The following is a 17,860-nucleotide window of genomic DNA, read 5'->3' on the forward strand; positions in this document are numbered from 1 at the left end:
CCTCGACCACTCCCCGCGGGAGGGCCCCGCGTACTCCAGGCGTGCCTTGACGGCCTCCCAGCCGGAGGCGGTCGGCGTGGCTCAGATGCCCAGTTGCTTCGACTCCCGGAGCTTGGCGATCGCGTTCTCGTCGCCCGCGAGGTCCACCTTGGCCGCGCTCTGCCGGCCGAACGCGAACAGCAGCAGCTCGGAGGGGTCGCCCGTCGCCGTCACCACCGGCGCGCCCCGGTGGGCGACCGCCGTCTGGCCGTCGGGGCGGCGCAGCACCAGGCCGGTCGGCACGCCCCGGCCCAGCAGCCGGGCGGTGCGCTCCAGCCGGGACCACAGGGCGTCCTGGAAGACGGGGTCGAGCTCGCGCGGCGTCCAGTCCGGCTGGGCCCGCCGGACGTCCTCCGTATGGACGTAGAACTCGACGGTGTTGGCGGCCTCGTCGATCTGCTTGAGCTGGAAGGGTGAAAAGCGCGGCGGGCCGGTACGGATCAGCTGGATCAGCTCCTCGTACGGCTTCGCGGCGTACTCGTCCATCACCTTCTGCAGGCGCGCCGCGAGCTGCTTGACCAGCGCACCCCCGGCGGCGTCCGGGCGGCGCTCGCGCACCACCACGTGCGCGGCCAGATCACGGGTCTGCCAGCCCTCGCAGAGGGTTGGCGCCTCGGGGCCGGTGGTTTCCAAGAGGTCGGCGAGCAGAAGCCGTTCACGCTTGGCGAAGGTCGACATACCGTCAGCCTACGACCAGGTTCCGGCTCCGCCCACCCGTCGCCCGCTCCGCCACCCCCGCGCGCCCACCCACTGGACAGGTCACGGCGCTGTCGGTGCCGCGCGGCACAATGGCACCCATGACCAGCTCGCCCCAGCCCAGCAGCCTCGACCCGGAGATCGCGGCGCGCCTCAAGCGCAGCGCCGACGGGCTCCTGCCCGCCATCGCCCAGCAGTACGACACCGGAGAGGTGCTGATGCTGGGCTGGATGGACGACGAGGCGCTGCATCGCACGCTGACCACAGGCCGCTGCACCTACTGGTCCCGCAGCCGCCGCGAGTACTGGGTCAAGGGCGACACCTCGGGGCACGTCCAGTGGGTGAAGTCGGTCTCCCTCGACTGCGACGCCGACACCGTGCTGGTCAAGGTCGACCAGGTGGGCGCCGCCTGCCACACTGGCGCCCGCACCTGCTTCGACGCCGATGTGCTCCTCAAGGACGCCGGCCCCGGCGCGCCGGCCGCGGAGTCCGGCTCCCCGCGGGCGCGTTCGAACAGCACGGGTCAGTAGGTCGGCCGCCATGGATCTTGAGACGTTCCGCAAGCTGGCCGGCGACCGCCGGGTCATCCCGGTCACCCGCAAGCTCCTCGCCGACGGCGACACCCCGGTCGCCCTGTACCGCAAGCTCGCCGCCGAGCGCCCCGGCACCTTCCTGCTGGAGTCCGCGGAGAACGGCCGCGCCGCGTTTCAGTGGTCCCGCTACTCCTTCGTGGGCGTCCGGTCGGCCGCGACCCTGACCGAGCGGGACGGCCGGGCCCACTGGCTCGGCACCCCGCCCGTCGGCGTCCCCGTCGACGGCGACCCGCTGGCCGCCCTGCGTGCCACGATCGAGGCGCTGCACACGCCCCGCGACCTCGCCCACGACCTGGGCCTGCCGCCCTTCACCGGAGGCATGGTCGGCTACCTCGGCTACGACATCGTCCGCCGCCTGGAGCGGATCGGGCCCGGCGAGCGGGACGACCTGAAGCTGCCCGAGCTGACCATGCTGCTCACCAGCGACCTGGCCGTCATGGACCACTGGGAGGGCACGGTCCTGCTGATCGCCAACGCGATCAACCACAACGACCTCGACACCGGAGTCCACGAGGCCCACGCCGACGCCGTGGCCCGCCTGGACGCCATGGAGGCCGACCTCTGCCGCCCGGTCGCCCAGCCCCCCGCGGTGCTGCCGCCCTCCGCGCTGCCCCCGTACACCGCGCGCTGGGGCGGCCCCGACTTCCAGGCGGCCGTCGAGGACGTCAAGGAGCGCATCCGGGCCGGCGAGGCCTTCCAGGTCGTCCCCTCGCAGCGCTTCGAGACACCGTGCACGGCGAGCGCACTGGACGTCTACCGGGTCCTGAGGGCCACCAACCCGTCCCCGTACATGTATCTGTTCCGGCTGCCCGACGGCTCCGGGGGCGCCTTCGACGTGGTCGGCTCGTCGCCCGAGGCGCTGGTCAAGGTCGAGGAGGGGCGGGCCATGGTGCACCCCATCGCCGGCACCCGGCCGCGCGGCGCCACCCCGCAGGAGGACCAGGCGCTCGCCGACGAACTGCTCGCCGACCCCAAGGAGCGCGCCGAGCACCTGATGCTCGTCGACCTCGGGCGCAACGACCTCGGCCGGGTCTGCGAGCCCGGCTCGGTCGAGGTCGTCGACTTCATGTCCATCGAGCGGTACTCGCACGTCATGCACATCGTCTCCACGGTCACCGGCCGGGTCGCCGAAGGCCGCACCGCCTTCGACGTGCTGACGGCGTGCTTCCCCGCGGGCACCCTCTCCGGCGCGCCCAAGCCCCGCGCCATGCAGATCATCGACGAACTCGAACCGTCCCGGCGCGGCCTGTACGGCGGCTGCGTCGGCTATCTGGACTTCGCGGGCGACTCCGACACGGCCATCGCCATCCGTACGGCGCTGCTGCGCGACGGCACCGCCTACGTCCAGGCCGGCGCGGGCGTCGTCGCCGACTCCGACCCGGTCGCCGAGGACCAGGAGTGCCGCAACAAGGCGGCGGCGGTGCTCCGCGCGGTGCACACGGCGAACCGTCTCGGGAGGGGCTGAGTGAACCCCGGGTGACGTGACACCCGGGGTTCAGGCGATAGTGGAGTACGTGACAGCCGTACCTCACCCCCGTTCCGAAGCCGCAGGAGCCGCATGGGCGGGCCGTCGGAGCCTCGCCGTCGCGTTGCTGTGCGGCGCGCTCGGCGCCGCCGTGGCGCTGCTCGCCACGCGCCAGCGCTGGGCGGAGGGCACCGCCACGGTGGCCGGCGGCGCCTTCCCGCTCACCGCGAAGGGCAGCGACGTGACCGGCGTCCCCGCGGCCCTCGCCATAGTGGGCCTCGCCGCCCTCGTCGCCGTCTTCGCCGTCCGCAGGGGCGGCCGGCTGGCGGTCGCCGCCCTGCTCGCGCTGTCCGGCGCCGGCACGGTCGCCGCCGCACTGACCGGCGCCTCCGACGGCTCCGCGCTCGACGAGAAGGCCGCCGAGGCCACCGGCGACACCTCCGCGGGCGTCGCCGCCCTCAGCCACACGGCCTGGCCCTACGTAGCCGCCGTAGGCGGCGTGCTGCTCCTGCTCGCCGGGCTCCTCGCGCTGCGCTACGGCCGTCTGTGGCCCGCCATGTCCGGCCGCTACGAGCGCGGCACGGCGCGCCCGCGGCGCGCTGCCGCGGCCGTCGACCCCGATCGGCCCGAGGACCTGTGGAAGGCGCTGGACCGCGGCGAAGACCCAACGTAGGCGCTCCGCTGGTTGGGCCGTGGTGCGTCGGTGTCGGCTGCGGGTGCGTTGTGGGCTTGGGCTGTGATGCGTTGTCGGCTGGCTGCGGGTGCTTCGTGGCTGGTCGCGCAGTTCCCCGCGCCCCTTTGGGGCGCTGGTCGCGTCGTTTCCCGGGCTCCTTGGGGCGCTGGTCGCGTCGTTTCCCGGGTGCCTTTGGGGTGGTGGGGTGGGGGTGGTGTGGCGAAGTAGACGTTCGGTGGGGGCCACCCCTGCTCACCGGCGGGCCACCCGTACGGGACAATGGGCGGTGATGAGCGTCCGGCTCACACACGCACACAGCAACGAGGAGCAAGCAATGGCGGGCAGCAGCCACGGTCACACCCCGGCCGCCTGGACCGGTGTCATCATCGCCTTCATCGGGTTCTGCGTCGCGGGCGCCTTCATGGTGATGGCACAGCCGCTCGGTTTCTGGGCCGGCATGGCGATCGTGGTGCTCGGCGGCGTCGTCGGCGCCATCATGCGCTCCATGGGCCTCGGCCAGCCGAAAGACGTCCACGCGGTCCCGCAGACCCGGGCCGCGGTGACGCCCGAGCCCGCCGGCGCCGAGAGCTGACCCGGCGGCGACCGCCTCGTCGACGACCTCGTGGAGGGGCGCCACGGCACCGCAACGGCCGCCGCGGCGCCCCTCACGCGCGTCCACGGCCACAGGGGGGGCACAATGCGAGACGTGAACGCCGACAGTGAGCACCTGGTGCCGCGCACGGGCCGCGCGAGCGTCCTCGGCCGGCTGGCGGTCCCCGCGGGGCTCCTCGCGTCCGTCGCCGGGGCCTTCGCGTACGTCGCGACAGTGGACCCGAACGAGCCGGGCCACTACCCGGTGTGCCCGCTGTACGGCTACACCGGCCTGTACTGCCCCGGCTGCGGCGGGCTGCGCAGCGCGCACGCCTTCATCCACGGGGACCTCACGGCCGCGCTCCAGGCCAACGCCCCGGCCGTGGCCGCCTACCTGGCCTTCGCGGTCCTGTGGACCGCCTGGGTGGTCCGCGCGGTGCGCGGGCGGCCGATGCGGCTCGCACTCGGGCCGGTGCACCTGTGGAGCCTCGGAGCCGTACTGCTGGCCTTCACCATTGTCCGGAACCTGCCGTTCGGTGGCTGGCTGCATCCTTGATCAACTGGGCGGCGTCCAGGTAGTGGGACCGGTGACAACCGGATGCGGGGCCTTCGCCGTCCTGCGGATACCATCGCAGTGACCACGGGTTTTCGACCCGCAGGAACCACCGGCTGGAAGGGGGCCGCTCGCGTGAGTGTGCTCGACGAGATCATCGACGGAGTCCGTGCCGACCTGGCGGATCGGCAGGCCCGCGTCAGCCTCGACGAGCTCAAGGAGCGCGCGGCGAAGGCTCCGGCGGCCAAGGACGGGGTGGCCGCGCTGCGCGGCGACGGCGTCAAGGTCATCTGTGAAGTCAAGCGTTCCAGCCCGTCCAAGGGCGCGCTGGCCGCGATCGCCGACCCGGCCGGGCTCGCCGCCGACTACGAGGCGGGCGGCGCGGCCGTCATCTCGGTCCTCACCGAGCGGCGCCGCTTCGGTGGCTCGCTCGCCGACCTGGAGGCCGTCCGGGCCCGCGTGGACATCCCGGTGCTGCGCAAGGACTTCATCGTCACCTCGTACCAGCTGTGGGAGGCCCGTGCGTACGGCGCCGACCTCGCGCTGCTGATCGTCGCCGCCCTCGACCAGCCGGCCCTGGAGTCGCTGATCGAGCGGGCCGTCTCCATCGGGCTCACCCCGCTCGTCGAGGTGCACGACGAGGACGAGGTGGACCGCGCGGTGGACGCGGGCGCCAAGGTGATCGGCGTCAACGCGCGCAACCTGAAGACCCTGGAGGTCGACCGGGGCACGTTCGAGCGGGTCGCCCCGGAGATCCCGGACAGCGTGGTCAGGGTCGCCGAGTCCGGTGTCCGCGGCCCGCACGACCTGATCGCCTACGCCAACGCGGGCGCCGACGCGGTCCTGGTCGGCGAGTCCCTGGTGACCGGCCGCGACCCCAGGACGGCGGTCGCCGACCTGGTGGCGGCGGGCGAGCACCCCGCACTGCGGCACGGCCGGAACTGATCTCCCGGTAGGGTGAGCACCGATGACTGCGACGATCCCCGTGCCGACCACGGACCGGTACGCCCGCCTGGCGCGCGGCTGCCGTCCCCGTGGCTGCCGCGCGCCCGCCCGCCGGGTGCACGGGCGCCGGGTGCGCTACGTCATCGGTGACGAGCCCGGGCAGGTGAACGGCCGTCGATGGCAGCGCCCCGGAAGGGGCGCGGGAAACTGCGCGACCGGGAACGACGGTCCCGCAGCCGGCTGACGGAGCCCGCACCCCACGGCGATGAGTGTCTTTTCCACCAGCTCACCGTGAGGATTCCGCATGCCCAGCGAGTTCTTCATCCCCGACCCGGAGGGTCGGATTCCCAGCGCCGAGGGCTACTTCGGCGCGTTCGGCGGCAAGTTCATCCCGGAGGCGCTCGTCGCCGCCGTGGACGAGGTCGCCGTCGAGTACGACAAGGCCAAGCACGACCCGGAGTTCGCCCGCGAACTCGACGACCTTTTGGTCCACTACACCGGCCGCCCCAGCGCGCTCACCGAGGTGCCGCGGTTCGCCGAGCACGCCGGCGGCGCCCGGGTGTTCCTCAAACGCGAGGACCTCAACCACACCGGCTCCCACAAGATCAACAATGTGCTGGGCCAGGCCCTGCTCACCCGGCGGATGGGCAAGACCCGCGTGATCGCGGAGACGGGCGCCGGCCAGCACGGCGTCGCCACCGCCACCGCCTGCGCCCTGTTCGGCCTCGACTGCACCATCTACATGGGCGAGATCGACACCCGGCGGCAGGCCCTGAACGTGGCCCGCATGCGCATGCTGGGTGCCGAGGTCATCGCCGTGAAGTCCGGCAGCCGCACCCTGAAGGACGCCATCAACGAGGCCTTCCGGGACTGGGTCGCCAACGTCGACCACACCCACTACCTGTTCGGGACCGTGGCCGGCCCCCACCCGTTCCCCGCGATGGTGCGCGACTTCCACCGGGTGATCGGCGTGGAGGCGCGCCGCCAGCTCCTGGAACAGGCGGGCCGGCTCCCCGACGCGGCGGTCGCCTGCGTCGGCGGCGGCTCCAACGCCATCGGCCTCTTCCACGCCTTCATCCCGGACGCCGCCGTCCGCCTCGTCGGCTGCGAGCCCGCCGGGCACGGCGTCGCCACCGGCGAGCACGCGGCCACCCTCACCGAGGGCGAGCCCGGCATCCTGCACGGCTCCCGCTCCTTCGTTCTCCAGGACGACGAGGGCCAGATCACCGAGCCGTACTCGATCTCGGCCGGCCTGGACTACCCGGGCGTCGGCCCCGAGCACTCCTACCTCAAGGAGTCCGGCCGCGGTGAATACCGCGCGATCACCGACGACGCGGCCATGCAGGCGTTGCGCCTGCTGTCGCGCACGGAGGGCATCATCCCGGCGATCGAGAGTGCCCACGCGCTCGCCGGCGCCCTGGAGGTCGGCCGGGAACTGGGCGAGGACGGGCTGATCGTGGTCAACCTGTCCGGCCGCGGCGACAAGGACATGGACACGGCCGCCCGCTACTTCGGCCTGTACGACAGCGACGCGGACGCCGAGGTCGCCGCGGACGCGGACGGCGCGCACGCCGAGATCGAGGGGGACGCCAAGTGAGCGGGAACATCCAGCTGCTGACCGACACGCTCGCCGCCGCGAAGGCGGAGGGGCGGTCCGCCCTGATCGCCTACCTCCCGGCCGGGTTCCCCACCGTGGACGGCGGCATCGAGGCGATCAAGGCCGTCTTCGACGGCGGCGCCGATGTGGTCGAGGTCGGGCTGCCGCACAGCGACCCGGTCCTGGACGGCCCGGTCATCCAGACCGCCGACGACATCGCGCTGCGCGGCGGTGTCCGGATCGCCGACGTCATGCGCACGGTCCGGGAGGCGCACGAGGCGACCGGGAAACCCGTCCTCGTCATGACCTACTGGAACCCCATCGACCGCTACGGAGTGGAGCGCTTCACCGCCGAGCTGGCGGAGGCGGGCGGTGCGGGCTGCATCCTGCCCGACCTGCCGGTCCAGGAGTCGGCGCTGTGGCGCGAGCACGCGGCGAAGCACGGCCTCGCCACGGTCTTCGTGGTCGCCCCCAGCAGCAAGGACGCCCGGCTCGCGGAGATCACCGCGGCCGGCAGCGGCTTCGTCTACGCCGCCTCGCTGATGGGCGTCACGGGCACCCGCGAGTCCGTCGGCGCGCAGGCCCAGGACCTGGTGCAACGCACCCGTGCCACCGGCACGGACCTGCCCGTCTGCGTCGGCCTCGGCGTCTCCAACAGCGCCCAGGCCGCGGAGGTCGCGGGCTTCGCCGACGGAGTGATCGTCGGCTCGGCCTTCGTCAAACGCATGCTGGACGCACCGGACCACGCAACCGGAATCGCAGCAGTCCGCGAACTGGCCACCGAACTGACCCAGGCCGTACGCAACCAGACATAACCAGCAGCCCCCAAAGGGGCCCGGTTCCGGCAGCGCCCTGAAAGGGGCGCGGGGAACGGCGCGACCAGCCACGACGGCGCCGCGGCCGAACGACGGCGTGTTGCCGGGCTGGTCAGCCGGCGGCCATGCTGCCGGGGCCCGGTTCCGGCAGCGCCCTGAAAGGGGCGCGGGGAACGGCGCGACTAGCCACGACGGCGCGGCAGTCGAACGACGGCGTGTTGCCGGGCTGGTCAGCCGCCGGCCATGCTGCCGGGGCCCGGTTCCGGCAGCGCCCTGAAAGGGGCGCGGGGAACGGCGCGACCAGCCACGACGGCGCGGCAGTCGAACCACGACTGTTGGTCGGTGTATAGCCGCGGCGCGGTCCGGCGCGACCAGCCAAGACGGCGCCGCAGCCGAACGAGGGCCGTGGTACCCCGCCCCACCCGCGGAGCGCCGGTCACTCGAACGGGTGGACCTGGGGCCGGGGAGGCGCGCTGCGCCTCCCCGGTTCGTTCTGGGGGTGTGAGCGAGAAGAATCGTGACGGAAAGCGCACCGCCCGTGAGCGCCTGGCGGTCGAGCGAGAGAAGCAGAAGGCCGCGGAGAAGCGACGCCGCGCGCTGATCGTAGGCGCGACCGTGATCTGCGTGCTCGGACTCGCGGCGGTGATCGGCGTGGTCGCCGCGAACGCCGGCAAGGACAAGGGCAGCGCGAGCGCGGGCCCGGTCGTGGCACCCTCCGGCGCGCAGGGCAAGGACGGCCTCGCCATCCCGGTCGGCAAGGACGGCGCCAAGTCCACGCTCACGGTGTGGGAGGACTTCCGCTGCCCGGCCTGCCAGCAGTTCGAGACGGCGTACCGCCCCACGCTCCACGAGCTGGCCGACGCAGGCAAGCTCAGAGTCGAGTACCACCTGGTCACGCTCATCGACGCCAACCTCGGCGGCAGCGGTTCCCGGCGCTCGGCCAATGCGGCGGCCTGCGCCCAGGACGCCGGAAAGTTCCGCGAGTACCACGACGTGCTGTACGAGAACCAGCCCAAGGAGACGGATGACGCCTTCTCCAGCGATGACAAGCTGATCGAGCTGGCGGGCAAGGTGAACGGCCTGGACACGCCCGAGTTCCAGAAGTGTGTCAGAGACGGCACGCACAACAGCTGGGTGGCGAAATCCAACAAGGCGTTCCAGGCGGGCGGTTTCACCGGCACGCCGACCGTCCTGCTGAACGGCAAGAACATCTACCAGGACCAGTCGCTGACCCCGGACAAGCTCAAGCAGATGGTGGAGGCGACCGACAAGGGGTGAGCGATTCTCACGCCCCCGTTATGGACCCGTAGCCGGGCTGACTGCCGTGGGCCCGGCCCGGCACGGTAGCGTCGACCCTGCCATGGAACTTGCCTACATTCCCAGCCCGTCGCGCGGGGTGCTGCACCTCGGCCCGATTCCGCTGCGCGGCTACGCGTTCTGCATCATCATCGGCGTGTTCGTTGCCGTATGGCTCGGCAACAAGCGCTGGATCGCCCGCGGCGGCCGCTCCGGCACGGTGGCCGACATCGCCGTCTGGGCCGTGCCGTTCGGCCTCGTCGGCGGTCGGCTCTACCACGTGATCACGGACTACGAGCTGTACTTCAGCGAGGGCCGTGACTGGGTGGACGCCTTCAAAGTGTGGGAGGGCGGGCTCGGCATCTGGGGCGCGATCGCGCTCGGCGCGCTGGGTGCCTGGATCGGCGCCCGGCGCCGGGGCATCCCGATGCCCGCGTACGCCGACGCCGTCGCCCCCGGCATCGCCCTGGCGCAGGCGATCGGCCGCTGGGGCAACTGGTTCAACCAGGAGCTGTACGGGCGCGAGACGGACCTCCCCTGGGCGGTGCACATCACCTCCTCCTCGGGCGGCCGGGTGCCGGGCTACTACCACCCGACGTTCCTGTACGAGTCCCTGTGGTGCATCGGCGTCGCCGTCCTGGTGATCTGGGCCGACCGGCGCTTCAAGCTGGGCCACGGCCGGGTGTTCGCCCTGTACGTCGCCGCGTACTGCGCGGGCCGGGCCTGGATCGAGTACATGCGTGTCGACGACGCCCACCATGTCCTGGGCCTGCGGCTCAACGACTGGACCGCGCTGCTCGTCTTCGTGCTGGCGGTGGTGTACATCGTCGTGTCGGCGAAGAAGCGGCCCGGCCGGGAGGCCGTGGTGGAACCGGCCGACGTCGCGGCGGATGCCGAGGGTGCGACCCCCGGCACGGAGACCGGGTCCGAGACCGCGTCCGACGACGAGGTGAAGGACAAGGCGAAGGACGAAGCGCCGGACGCGGCGGGGAACGGGGCACAGGCCGAAACCGGTGACCGGGCCGAGGCCGGGGCCGCCGGGGTTCCCGAGGGCCGGGCCGAGAACGGGGCGGTCGCCGGGATCGCCGAGGCCTCGGACGCGAAGGACGAGGCGGAGTCGGCCAAGAAGAGCTGACCCGCGGCCGTACGAGACGAGGGCGCCCCGGATCGCGGGGCGCCCCCGTCGTATCTCATGGCCTGCGGGCCACCAGGGACAGCGTCCGCCGGGCCGCCGCCACCACGGCCGCGTCGATGAACCGGCCGTCCGGCAGCGCCTGGGCGCCGCGCTCCGTCGTCGCCGCCTTCACGATCGTCTCGGCCTGTTCCAGCTCCGCCTCCGTGGGCAGATAGGCACGCTCGATGATGGGCAGCTGGCGCGGGTGGATGGCGGCCCGGCCGAGAAAGCCGAGAGCGCGGCCGTGGGCGCAGGAGGCGGCGAGCCCGTCCAGGTCGCGGATGTCGGGGTGGACCGACTGGGGCGGCGGCGCGAGACCGGCCGCCCGCGCGGCGACGACGACCCGGGAGCGGCACCAGTCGAGGCCCGCGTCGTCGCGTACGCCCAGGTCGGCCCGGAGGTCCGCCTCGCCGAGGGAGATGCCCCGCAGGGCCGGGTGAGCGGCGGCGATGGCGTGGGCGTGCTCGATGCCCAGGGCGGTTTCGAGGAGGGCGTACAGCCGGTGCCCCGTGGTGTCGGCGGCGTGCACCACCTCGTCGGCGGAGGTCACCTTCGGCAGCCGTACCCCGGACACGCCCGGCAGCCCGGCCACCGCCCGCAGGTCGGCGCCGGCCCATGGGCCCTCGGTACCGTTCACCCGGACGTGGACCCGTACCGGCTGCGGCTCGGACAGCAGGTCGACGGTCGCCGCGCGGGCGTACTCCTTGCGGTCCGGGGCGACCGCGTCCTCCAGGTCGATCACCACCACGTCCGCGCCGCAGGCCAGCGCCTTGGCCACCACGTGCGGGCGGTCGCCCGGTACGTACAGCCAGGTGAGCGGGAACGGGATCACAGGGCGCCCTCCTCGCGCAGGGCGTGCAGTTCCGCCGGGGTCAGGCCCAGCTCGGTCAGGACGGCCTCCGTGTCCGCGCCGTGCGGGCGGCCCGCCCAGCGGATCGCGCCGGGGGTGGCGGAGAGCCGGAAGAGGACGTTCTGCATGCGCAGCGGGCCCAGTTCCGGGTCGTCGACGGTGGCGATGGTACCCAGGGCCGCGTACTGGGGGTCGGACATGACGTCCCGCACATCCTGGACCGGCGCCACCGCGGCCTCCGCCTTCTCGAAGGCGGACACCACCTCGTCGCGGGTGCGGTCGGCGATCCAGCGGCCGACCGCCGCGTCGAGGACGTCGGCGTGCGCCGCGCGTCCGGCGCCGGTCGCGAACCACGGCTCGTCGATCAGGTCCCGGCGGCCGACCAGGTCCATGACGCGTTCGGCGACCGACTGCGCTGAGGTGGAGACGGCGACCCAGCTGCCGTCGGCCGTGCGATAGGTGTTGCGCGGGGCGTTGTTCTGGGAGCGGTTGCCGGTGCGCGGCTGGACGTGGCCCAACTGGTCGTACCAGATGGGCTGCGGGCCGAGGACGGTCAGGATCGGCTCGATGATGGCCATGTCGACGACCTGGCCGGCACCGGTGTGCTCCCGGGCGGCCAGCGCCGTCATCACCGCGTACGCCGTGGCCAGGGCGGCGATGGAGTCGGCGAGACCGAAGGGCGGGAGCGTCGGGGGCGCGTCCGGCTCGCCGGTGATCGCTGCGAAGCCGCTCATCGCCTCGGCGAGGGTGCCGAAGCCGGGGCGGCGCGCGTACGGCCCGAACTGGCCGAAGGCGGTGACCCGGGTGAGCACGAGGCGCGGGTTGACGCCGGACAGTTCCTCCCAGCCCAGGTCCCACTTCTCCAGCGTGCCGGGCCGGAAGTTCTCGATCACCACGTCGGCGGTGGCGGCCAGCCGCAGCAGGGTGGCACGGCCACCGGGCTTGGACAGGTCCAGGGTGACGGTGCGCTTGTTGCGGCCGAGCAGCTTCCACCACAGGCCGACGCCGTCCTTGGCGGGACCGTGACCGCGGGACGGGTCGGGCTTGGCCGGGTGCTCGACCTTGACGACCTCGGCGCCGAAGTCACCGAGCAGGGTGGCGGCGAGAGGGCCGGCGAAGAGGGTGGCGAGATCGAGGACGCGCAGACCGTCCAGGGGCCGGGGGGCGCTCATCCGGCGTGCGGGGCCTCGTACGGGACGAGGCCGGTGGTCGGGTCCCCGTGCGGGACGAGGCCGGTGGTCGCGCTGTCGGGTGCGGTGCGGGTCATGGGCGGGTCGCCTCCAGGTGGGTGAGCTGGGCGAGGGTGTCGAAGCCGGTGCCGTCGAAACCGGCGACGGAGGTGGCGAGGCGGTTCTTGAGGGGCGCCGTCCAGCGGTCGGGCAGGGCGGCGGGGGAGCCGGCGAGGAGGCCGGCGATGCTGCCCGCGGTGGCCCCGTTGGAGTCCGTGTCCCAGCCGCCCGACACGGCGCGGCAGATCGAGCCGGTGAAGTCGCCGTCCGCGTGGGTGAGGGCGGCGGCGATCAGGGCGGTGTTGGGGAGGGCGTGGACCCAGTGGTAGGTGGCGGAGTAGCGGGCGTGCAGCGCGTCCACGACCTGGTCGAAGTCGGGTTGTTCGGCGGCCAGCAGGACGGCGTGGTCCAGGGCCTGCGCCAGTCGGGAGCCGGGCGGCACCACCGTGCGGCCGACGCGCAGGCAGGCGTGCACGTCGAGGGCTCCGGTGGCCGCGGCGGCGATGGTGGCCGCGATGAACATCGCTGCGTAGACGCCGTTGGCGGTGTGGCTGAGTACGGCGTCGCGGTGGGCCTGCGCCGCGGCGGCGGCCGGGTCGCCCGGGTTGGTCCAGCCGTGCACGTCGGCGCGGATGAGGGCGCCGATCCACTCGCGGAAGGGGTTGCGGTGGCGGGCCGTGTGCGGGGGTTCGATGCCGGCGAGGAGGTTGCGGTAGGCGATGCGCTCGGCGGTGAAGGTGCGGCCGGCGGGGAGTTCGTCGAGCCAGAGCCCGGCCAGCTCGACGGTGCTGAACGCCCTGCCGTGCCGACGGAGCAACAGGAGGTTCAGCAGCGGGTAGTTGAGGTCGTCGTCCTCGGGCATGCCGTCGATGTTCTCGGCGAGCGAGGTGGGGGCGGAGCGGCGGTTCCAGGGGTGGGCCGCCTTGAGGTCGTCGGGGACTCCCTGGGCCGTGAAGTACCCGGTGAGCGGCCAGTTGCCGGTGGACCGGGCGAGCCGGCGGATGCCGTCGAGGGACACCTTCTCGACCGGCTTGCCCAGCAGACAGCCCACGGCCCGGCCCAGCCACGCCGCTTCGAGCCGGAGCGGGGTCAGTGCCGTATGGACCCCACCACCCCGGCGCCCACCGCCCCCCGAACCCCGCACGCCTACGGCACCGACCGACCCGTGACCGCGCAGCCCGCGGTCGGGGTCGCCGTGGCCCGGGGATGCGCGGTCCGGGGGCTTGTGGTCGGTGGAGGGGTGGGTTGGGGATCCGTGGTCCGGGAGCGGCGGGCGACGCGGCGTCAATCCGATGTCAAGCGGGAGTGGTTCGGTCGGCCAGTGGGGGCACAGGGTCTTGATTCTCGTCAGCTCGGTCGGTTCTCGGTCGGCCAATGTGCCGGGCAGGTCGGCCAGTTCGTCCAGCAGGTCCTCCGCGAGCAGCCGCAGGTACCGGGACGCAGGCCGCGGGGAGGCACCGGCCCGCACCGGCGCGGCGCCGCCGCCCGCCGCCGTCCACCGCGCCTCGATCGCCGTCGGCTCGCGTCCGTCCTGCCGCGCCTGGCGAAGCTCGTGGGCCACCAGGTCCTCCGGCTGGACCCAGGTCAGTCGGAGCATTCCGGACCCCCGAGTGCGGCGAACGCCCGCTCGTGGGCCCGGCGCCGTCCGACGTCCCGCGCGAAGACCTCCATCGCGACCTCGGTGAGTGTCCGGGCGGGCGCCCACAGGTCCAGCCGGCTCGCCTCCGCCACGGTCTTGGACCAGTCCTCCGGGACGGGCGAGCCGAGCGCACCGGCCAGTGCGCCCGCCATCGTCGCGATCGAATCGCAGTCGCGGCCGTAGTTGACCGAGCCCAGCACCGCCTGCCGGTAGTCGCCGTCGGCCACCAGCAACATGCCGAGCGCGACGGGAAGTTCCTCGATCGAGTGCAGCCGGGACGGGCGGTGGGCGCCGAGGGACGGGGCCCGGTAGTCGGGGCCGACCGTGTCGTAGGGTGCCACCGCCTCCCGCAGCGGGACCAGCGCCGACTCGATGTCGCGGTGCCGGCCGGCCACCGCGCAGACCTCCTCGATCGCCGCCCGGGTGCCGTCCTTCGCCAGCGACAGGCAGGCGGCCACCACCGACCGGGGGCTCGCGCCGGGTGCCGCGGCCGCCGCCACCGCCGCGGCGAAGACCCCGGCCGCCTCACGGCCGTACGAGGACTGGTGCGCGCCCGCGACGTCCAGCGCCTCGGCGTACGCGCCCGCCGGGTTGGCCGCGTTGACCAGGCCGACAGGGGCCATGTACATCGCCGCCCCGCAGTTGACGATGTTGCCCGTGCCCGCCTCCCGCGGGTCCACATGGCCGTACGCCAGCCGGGCCACCAGCCACTTCTCCGCCAGGAAGATCCGGTGCAGGGGCAGCGCCTCCGCCTCCAGTTCGGGAATCCAGCGGGGGTTGGTCATCAGATCCGGGACCAGGTGGTCGGCGACGGCGTAGGCGTCCAGGTGGTCCCGGACCCGCGCGTACACCCGGACCAGCGCATGGGTCATCAAGGTGTCGTCGGTGATGTGCCCGTCGCCCTTGTGGTAGGGGGCGATGGGGCGGGCGGTGCGCCAGGCGTCGCCGTGCCAGGGGCCGACGATGCCGTGCACGCGGCCACCGTGGCGTTCGAGGATCTGGTCGGGCGAGTAGCCCTCGACGGGGCCGCCGAGGGCGTCTGCGACGGCGGCGCCGACGAGCGCCCCGGTGATCCGCTCATGCAGACCGGGGCTGCCGATTTCATCTGCTGTGGGCGTCATGCCCCGCATCATCCCCCTGGAACGGCCGGTTGCGCGGCTTCCAGGAGTTCGGCGAGTTCGACCAGGTCGGTGCCGGTGAGCCGGGGGAGCGCACAGCCGGAGAGGGTGCGGCAGGCGTCCCGCCACGCGCGCGGGAGGGCCGCGCCGCCGCCCAGCGCCCCGGTCAGCGCGCCCGCCAGCGCGGGGGCCGAGTCGGCGACCCGGGACAGGCAGGCCGCGGCGGGCACGGCCTCGGCGATCCGGCCCCGCGCGGCGCTGGCCAGGGCGAGGGCGACCGGGACCGTCTCGGCGGCGGCGATGCCGTAGCTGTAGACGTGGTCGACGATCTGGTGCTCCAGGAGCGGGATCAGGGCGAAGGCGGTCCCGGTGTCGTGGGCGAGGGCCAGCGCGTGCCGGGCGTTGCGGCCGATCTCCGTGGTCGCGGGCAGTTCGCCGAGGGCCGCCGTCACACAGGTGTCCACGTCTGCGCCGGCGAGCGCCAGGGCGAGGGCCGCGGCCATCGCCCTGGCTCCGTGCACCCCGTCGCCGTCCTGGGTGTAGCGGGCGTCGAACTCGGCCAGTTCGGCGGCGCTTCGGGGGTCGCCGCGGTGGGCGACGGCGAGCACGCAGGCGCGTACGCAGGCCGCGTCGTCGAAGTAGTGCGGGTTGTCGTGGCCGGTGGCGGGCGGGCGCAGCCCGGTGGCGAGGTTGCCGAGGCCGGCCCGGACCGAGATCCGGGCACGCAGCGGCAGTACCGCGGACTCGACCTCCGGGGCGCGCTCGGCCGCGGCGGCGACCTCGGAGGCGACGGCGCTCCAGGTGAGGTCGATGGCGGCCCGGGTGCGGCGGTCCCGGCTGAGGTCCCCGAGCGCGCTGTCGTCGCCGGCGCGCAGTACCGCCTCGGCCGCGAACACCGCCCACTCGGCGTCGTCGGAGGGGCCGAGGCGCAGCGGCTCCGGGGGCTGGTTGAGCGCGATCGGCACGGGCAGCGTGGTCGTCGCGTTCTGCTCGGCGAAGGTGTCCAGTTCGCGGGTGAGCCGCCGGGTCCACTCGGGCATGCGGGCGGCCCGGTGGCGGGCCGCCGGCCATCCGGCGGCGTCCCCCGCGGCCAGCCCGAGCAGCAGCCCCTCGATCCTGCGGCTCACGGCCGCACCTTGCCCTGCTCGACCGGCGCACACGCGGCGGGCACGTAGGCCGCGGTGTCGGCGGGCGGTACGGTCGCCGGCTCCGCCGCCGGGTGGGTCTCGCCGCGTGCGGTGTCCGGTAGGAGCCCTTCCGCGGTCTGTGCCCCGGCCTGTGCGACGAGGTCGCGCAGCGCACCGGGCGGGACGTGCGGCAGGGACGGTCCGGCCGCCCCCGGTTCGGATGGCTCCCGGTCCGGGAGGTCCGGTGCGTGCCCGACCGGGAGTTCCGGTGTCTCCTCGATCAGGAGATTCCGTGCCTCGCGGACCAGGGGATTCCGTGCCTCCTGGTCCAGGAGATCCCGTGCCTCCTGGTCCAGGGGATCCGGTGCCCGCTCGACCAGGAGGTCCGCCACGTCGAGCACGTGGTGGCCCGCCATGGAGGGCAGGCAGGTGCCGCGGGCCGGACCGATCGCCGCCGCCCAGTCGGGCGGGACGGCGCCGGCGCCCCCGGTCGCGCCGGCCAGCGCGCCCGCCACGGCGGCCGTGGTGTCGGCGTCCCGGCCCATGTTGACCGCCGTCAGGACGGCCCGCCGGAAGTCGCCGTCGGCGGACGCGTACGCCCCGAAGGCGAGCGCCACCGCCTCGGGGGCGAGGTCGGTCCAGGGGTAGCCGCCGACGACGACCGCGGAGCGGACCGCGCGTTCGCCGCGGTGGGCGACGGCGACCGCCCGGCGCAGCGAGCGGGCCGTCCACGAGTCGTCGGGGACGACGGCGAGCGCGGCGGCGACCACCGCGCTGATCGGCGCCCCCGCCATCGCCGCGGCCACCCCGGCGGCCACCGCCTGCCCGCCGTAGATGCCCTCGCCGTCATGGCTGACCGAGCCGTCGATCGCCACCAGCCGGGCCGCCTCGGCGGGGCGGCCCGCCGCAAACACCCCGAAGGGGGCGGCCCGCATCGCGAGGCCGTCGCTCCAGGCGTGGCGGTGCTGGGCGGAGATGGGTGCGGCGAGCCCCCGGCGCAGATTCTCCAGCGTGCCGCGTTCGCTGAATCCCGCTCCGCGGAAGGGCCCTTCGTGCCGGTTCGCGATCCACTCGTGCCAGGCCGCCTCCGCATGCTCCGGGGTGAGCGCGCAGCCGTGCCGGGCGAGCAGCAGCCCCGAGAAGATCGCGTACTCGGTGTCGTCGGTGCCGGACGGCCGTTCGACGACGTAGCCCGTGATACGGCCCCAGCGGGCCCGGATCTCCGAGGGCTTCAGGTTCTCCGCCGGGGCCCCGAGCGCGTCTCCCACCGCCAGGCCGAGCAGCGCGCCGCGCGCCCGTTCGCGGAGTTCGGTGGCGTCCCCGGGGGACGGGACCGACGGGATGCGGGCGATCGATGCCATGGGCGGCTCTCTTCGTGGGGTGACTTTTGCGGATGTCTGCCACCGGAGCAGTCGACGCGAGCACCGAGGGCCCCAGCATCACCCGGTCGACATATGCGC

At 73.9% G+C, this 17,860-nt stretch carries 17 protein-coding genes and 1 pseudogene; 11 read left to right on the forward strand and 7 right to left on the reverse strand.

Annotation, left to right across the window (positions count from 1 at the left end; translation table 11 throughout):
• Positions 1-81: 81 nt before the first annotated feature.
• Positions 82-717 carry a TIGR03085 family metal-binding protein gene (locus ACFYTE_RS36425; protein WP_388719968.1) on the reverse strand — a complete coding sequence of 212 codons (636 nt, stop codon included), beginning with the start codon at positions 715-717 and terminating at the stop codon, positions 82-84.
• A 119-nt stretch (positions 718-836) separates the two neighbouring features.
• Here ACFYTE_RS36425 and hisI point away from each other — a divergent pair, with 119 nt between their 5' ends.
• From hisI to lgt, 11 genes are all read left to right on the forward strand, one after another.
• A complete protein-coding gene (gene hisI / locus ACFYTE_RS36430) occupies positions 837-1,265 on the forward strand; it encodes a phosphoribosyl-AMP cyclohydrolase (protein WP_388719972.1) in 429 nt (142 codons plus the stop codon).
• Positions 1,266-1,275: 10 nt separating this feature from the next.
• Complete coding sequence (locus tag ACFYTE_RS36435) at positions 1,276-2,793, forward strand: anthranilate synthase component I (RefSeq protein WP_388719974.1); 1,518 nt, start codon at positions 1,276-1,278, stop codon at positions 2,791-2,793.
• Between the two features lie 40 nt (positions 2,794-2,833).
• Positions 2,834-3,466, forward strand: coding sequence for a TIGR02234 family membrane protein (locus ACFYTE_RS36440; RefSeq protein WP_388720120.1), 633 nt, complete (start codon positions 2,834-2,836; stop codon positions 3,464-3,466).
• Positions 3,467-3,800: 334 nt separating this feature from the next.
• Positions 3,801-4,058, forward strand: coding sequence for an HGxxPAAW family protein (locus tag ACFYTE_RS36445; RefSeq protein WP_388720122.1), 258 nt, complete (start codon positions 3,801-3,803; stop codon positions 4,056-4,058).
• 105 nt (positions 4,059-4,163) lie between these two features.
• On the forward strand, positions 4,164-4,613 hold the full coding sequence (locus ACFYTE_RS36450; protein ID WP_388719977.1) for a DUF2752 domain-containing protein: 450 nt from the start codon (positions 4,164-4,166) through the stop codon (positions 4,611-4,613).
• Between the two features lie 132 nt (positions 4,614-4,745).
• Positions 4,746-5,555 carry an indole-3-glycerol phosphate synthase TrpC gene (trpC, locus tag ACFYTE_RS36455; protein ID WP_388719980.1) on the forward strand — a complete coding sequence of 270 codons (810 nt, stop codon included), beginning with the start codon at positions 4,746-4,748 and terminating at the stop codon, positions 5,553-5,555.
• Positions 5,556-5,577: 22 nt separating this feature from the next.
• Positions 5,578-5,799 carry a tryptophan biosynthesis modulator TrpM gene (gene trpM, locus ACFYTE_RS36460; protein ID WP_388719983.1) on the forward strand — a complete coding sequence of 74 codons (222 nt, stop codon included), beginning with the start codon at positions 5,578-5,580 and terminating at the stop codon, positions 5,797-5,799.
• A 60-nt stretch (positions 5,800-5,859) separates the two neighbouring features.
• Complete coding sequence (trpB, locus tag ACFYTE_RS36465; RefSeq protein ID WP_388719987.1) at positions 5,860-7,152, forward strand: tryptophan synthase subunit beta; 1,293 nt, start codon at positions 5,860-5,862, stop codon at positions 7,150-7,152.
• Positions 7,149-7,967, forward strand: a complete 819-nt coding sequence (gene trpA, locus ACFYTE_RS36470) for a tryptophan synthase subunit alpha (protein ID WP_388719990.1) — start codon at positions 7,149-7,151, stop codon at positions 7,965-7,967. The genes trpB and trpA overlap by 4 nt, the downstream gene beginning before the upstream one ends.
• A 501-nt stretch (positions 7,968-8,468) precedes the next feature.
• A complete protein-coding gene (locus ACFYTE_RS36475; RefSeq protein WP_388719993.1) occupies positions 8,469-9,245 on the forward strand; it encodes a DsbA family protein in 777 nt (258 codons plus the stop codon).
• An 82-nt stretch (positions 9,246-9,327) separates the two neighbouring features.
• Complete coding sequence (lgt, locus tag ACFYTE_RS36480; RefSeq protein ID WP_388719997.1) at positions 9,328-10,398, forward strand: prolipoprotein diacylglyceryl transferase; 1,071 nt, start codon at positions 9,328-9,330, stop codon at positions 10,396-10,398.
• A gap of 55 nt (positions 10,399-10,453) precedes the next feature.
• On the opposite strand, the gene ACFYTE_RS36485 is transcribed toward lgt, so the two are convergent.
• The 6 genes and pseudogenes from ACFYTE_RS36485 to ACFYTE_RS36510 all read right to left on the reverse strand — a co-directional run.
• Positions 10,454-11,269, reverse strand: a complete 816-nt coding sequence (locus tag ACFYTE_RS36485) for an HpcH/HpaI aldolase/citrate lyase family protein (protein ID WP_388720000.1) — start codon at positions 11,267-11,269, stop codon at positions 10,454-10,456.
• Entirely contained in the window at positions 11,266-12,459 is a 1,194-nt protein-coding gene (locus ACFYTE_RS36490) for a CaiB/BaiF CoA transferase family protein (protein ID WP_388720004.1), read from the reverse strand. Before ACFYTE_RS36490 ends, ACFYTE_RS36485 begins: the two co-directional genes overlap by 4 nt.
• Positions 12,460-12,550: 91 nt before the next feature.
• Positions 12,551-14,113, reverse strand: a complete 1,563-nt coding sequence (locus tag ACFYTE_RS36495; RefSeq protein ID WP_388720007.1) for an ADP-ribosylglycohydrolase family protein — start codon at positions 14,111-14,113, stop codon at positions 12,551-12,553.
• The gene (locus ACFYTE_RS36500; protein WP_388720011.1) at positions 14,101-15,276 is read right to left on the reverse strand and encodes an ADP-ribosylglycohydrolase family protein; all 1,176 of its coding nucleotides are present in this window, start codon (positions 15,274-15,276) and stop codon (positions 14,101-14,103) included. The genes ACFYTE_RS36495 and ACFYTE_RS36500 overlap by 13 nt, the downstream gene beginning before the upstream one ends.
• Positions 15,277-15,284: 8 nt before the next feature.
• Positions 15,285-16,829, reverse strand: a complete 1,545-nt coding sequence (locus tag ACFYTE_RS36505; RefSeq protein ID WP_388720125.1) for an ADP-ribosylglycohydrolase family protein — start codon at positions 16,827-16,829, stop codon at positions 15,285-15,287.
• A gap of 95 nt (positions 16,830-16,924) precedes the next feature.
• A pseudogene (locus tag ACFYTE_RS36510) lies at positions 16,925-17,761 on the reverse strand (ADP-ribosylglycohydrolase family protein); the annotation flags it as partial.
• Positions 17,762-17,860 lie beyond the last annotated feature (99 nt).

The organism is Streptomyces sp. NPDC004629 (assembly GCF_042873595.1).
In the GTDB taxonomy this organism is placed as follows: domain Bacteria; phylum Actinomycetota; class Actinomycetes; order Streptomycetales; family Streptomycetaceae; genus Streptomyces.

Excerpts from the sequence above, each read along its gene's own strand:
- ACFYTE_RS36425 (WP_388719968.1), bottom strand. The coding sequence starts at position 717 with ATGTCGACCTTCGCCAAGCGTGAACGGCTTCTGCTCGCCGACCTCTTG.
- hisI (WP_388719972.1), top strand. The coding sequence starts at position 837 with ATGACCAGCTCGCCCCAGCCCAGCAGCCTCGACCCGGAGATCGCGGCG.
- ACFYTE_RS36435 (WP_388719974.1), top strand. The coding sequence starts at position 1,276 with ATGGATCTTGAGACGTTCCGCAAGCTGGCCGGCGACCGCCGGGTCATC.
- ACFYTE_RS36445 (WP_388720122.1), top strand. The coding sequence starts at position 3,801 with ATGGCGGGCAGCAGCCACGGTCACACCCCGGCCGCCTGGACCGGTGTC.
- ACFYTE_RS36450 (WP_388719977.1), top strand. The coding sequence starts at position 4,164 with ATGCGAGACGTGAACGCCGACAGTGAGCACCTGGTGCCGCGCACGGGC.
- trpM (WP_388719983.1), top strand. The coding sequence starts at position 5,578 with ATGACTGCGACGATCCCCGTGCCGACCACGGACCGGTACGCCCGCCTG.
- trpB (WP_388719987.1), top strand. The coding sequence starts at position 5,860 with ATGCCCAGCGAGTTCTTCATCCCCGACCCGGAGGGTCGGATTCCCAGC.
- lgt (WP_388719997.1), top strand. The coding sequence starts at position 9,328 with ATGGAACTTGCCTACATTCCCAGCCCGTCGCGCGGGGTGCTGCACCTC.
- ACFYTE_RS36490 (WP_388720004.1), bottom strand. The coding sequence starts at position 12,459 with ATGAGCGCCCCCCGGCCCCTGGACGGTCTGCGCGTCCTCGATCTCGCC.
- ACFYTE_RS36495 (WP_388720007.1), bottom strand. The coding sequence starts at position 14,113 with ATGCTCCGACTGACCTGGGTCCAGCCGGAGGACCTGGTGGCCCACGAG.
- ACFYTE_RS36500 (WP_388720011.1), bottom strand. The coding sequence starts at position 15,276 with ATGACGCCCACAGCAGATGAAATCGGCAGCCCCGGTCTGCATGAGCGG.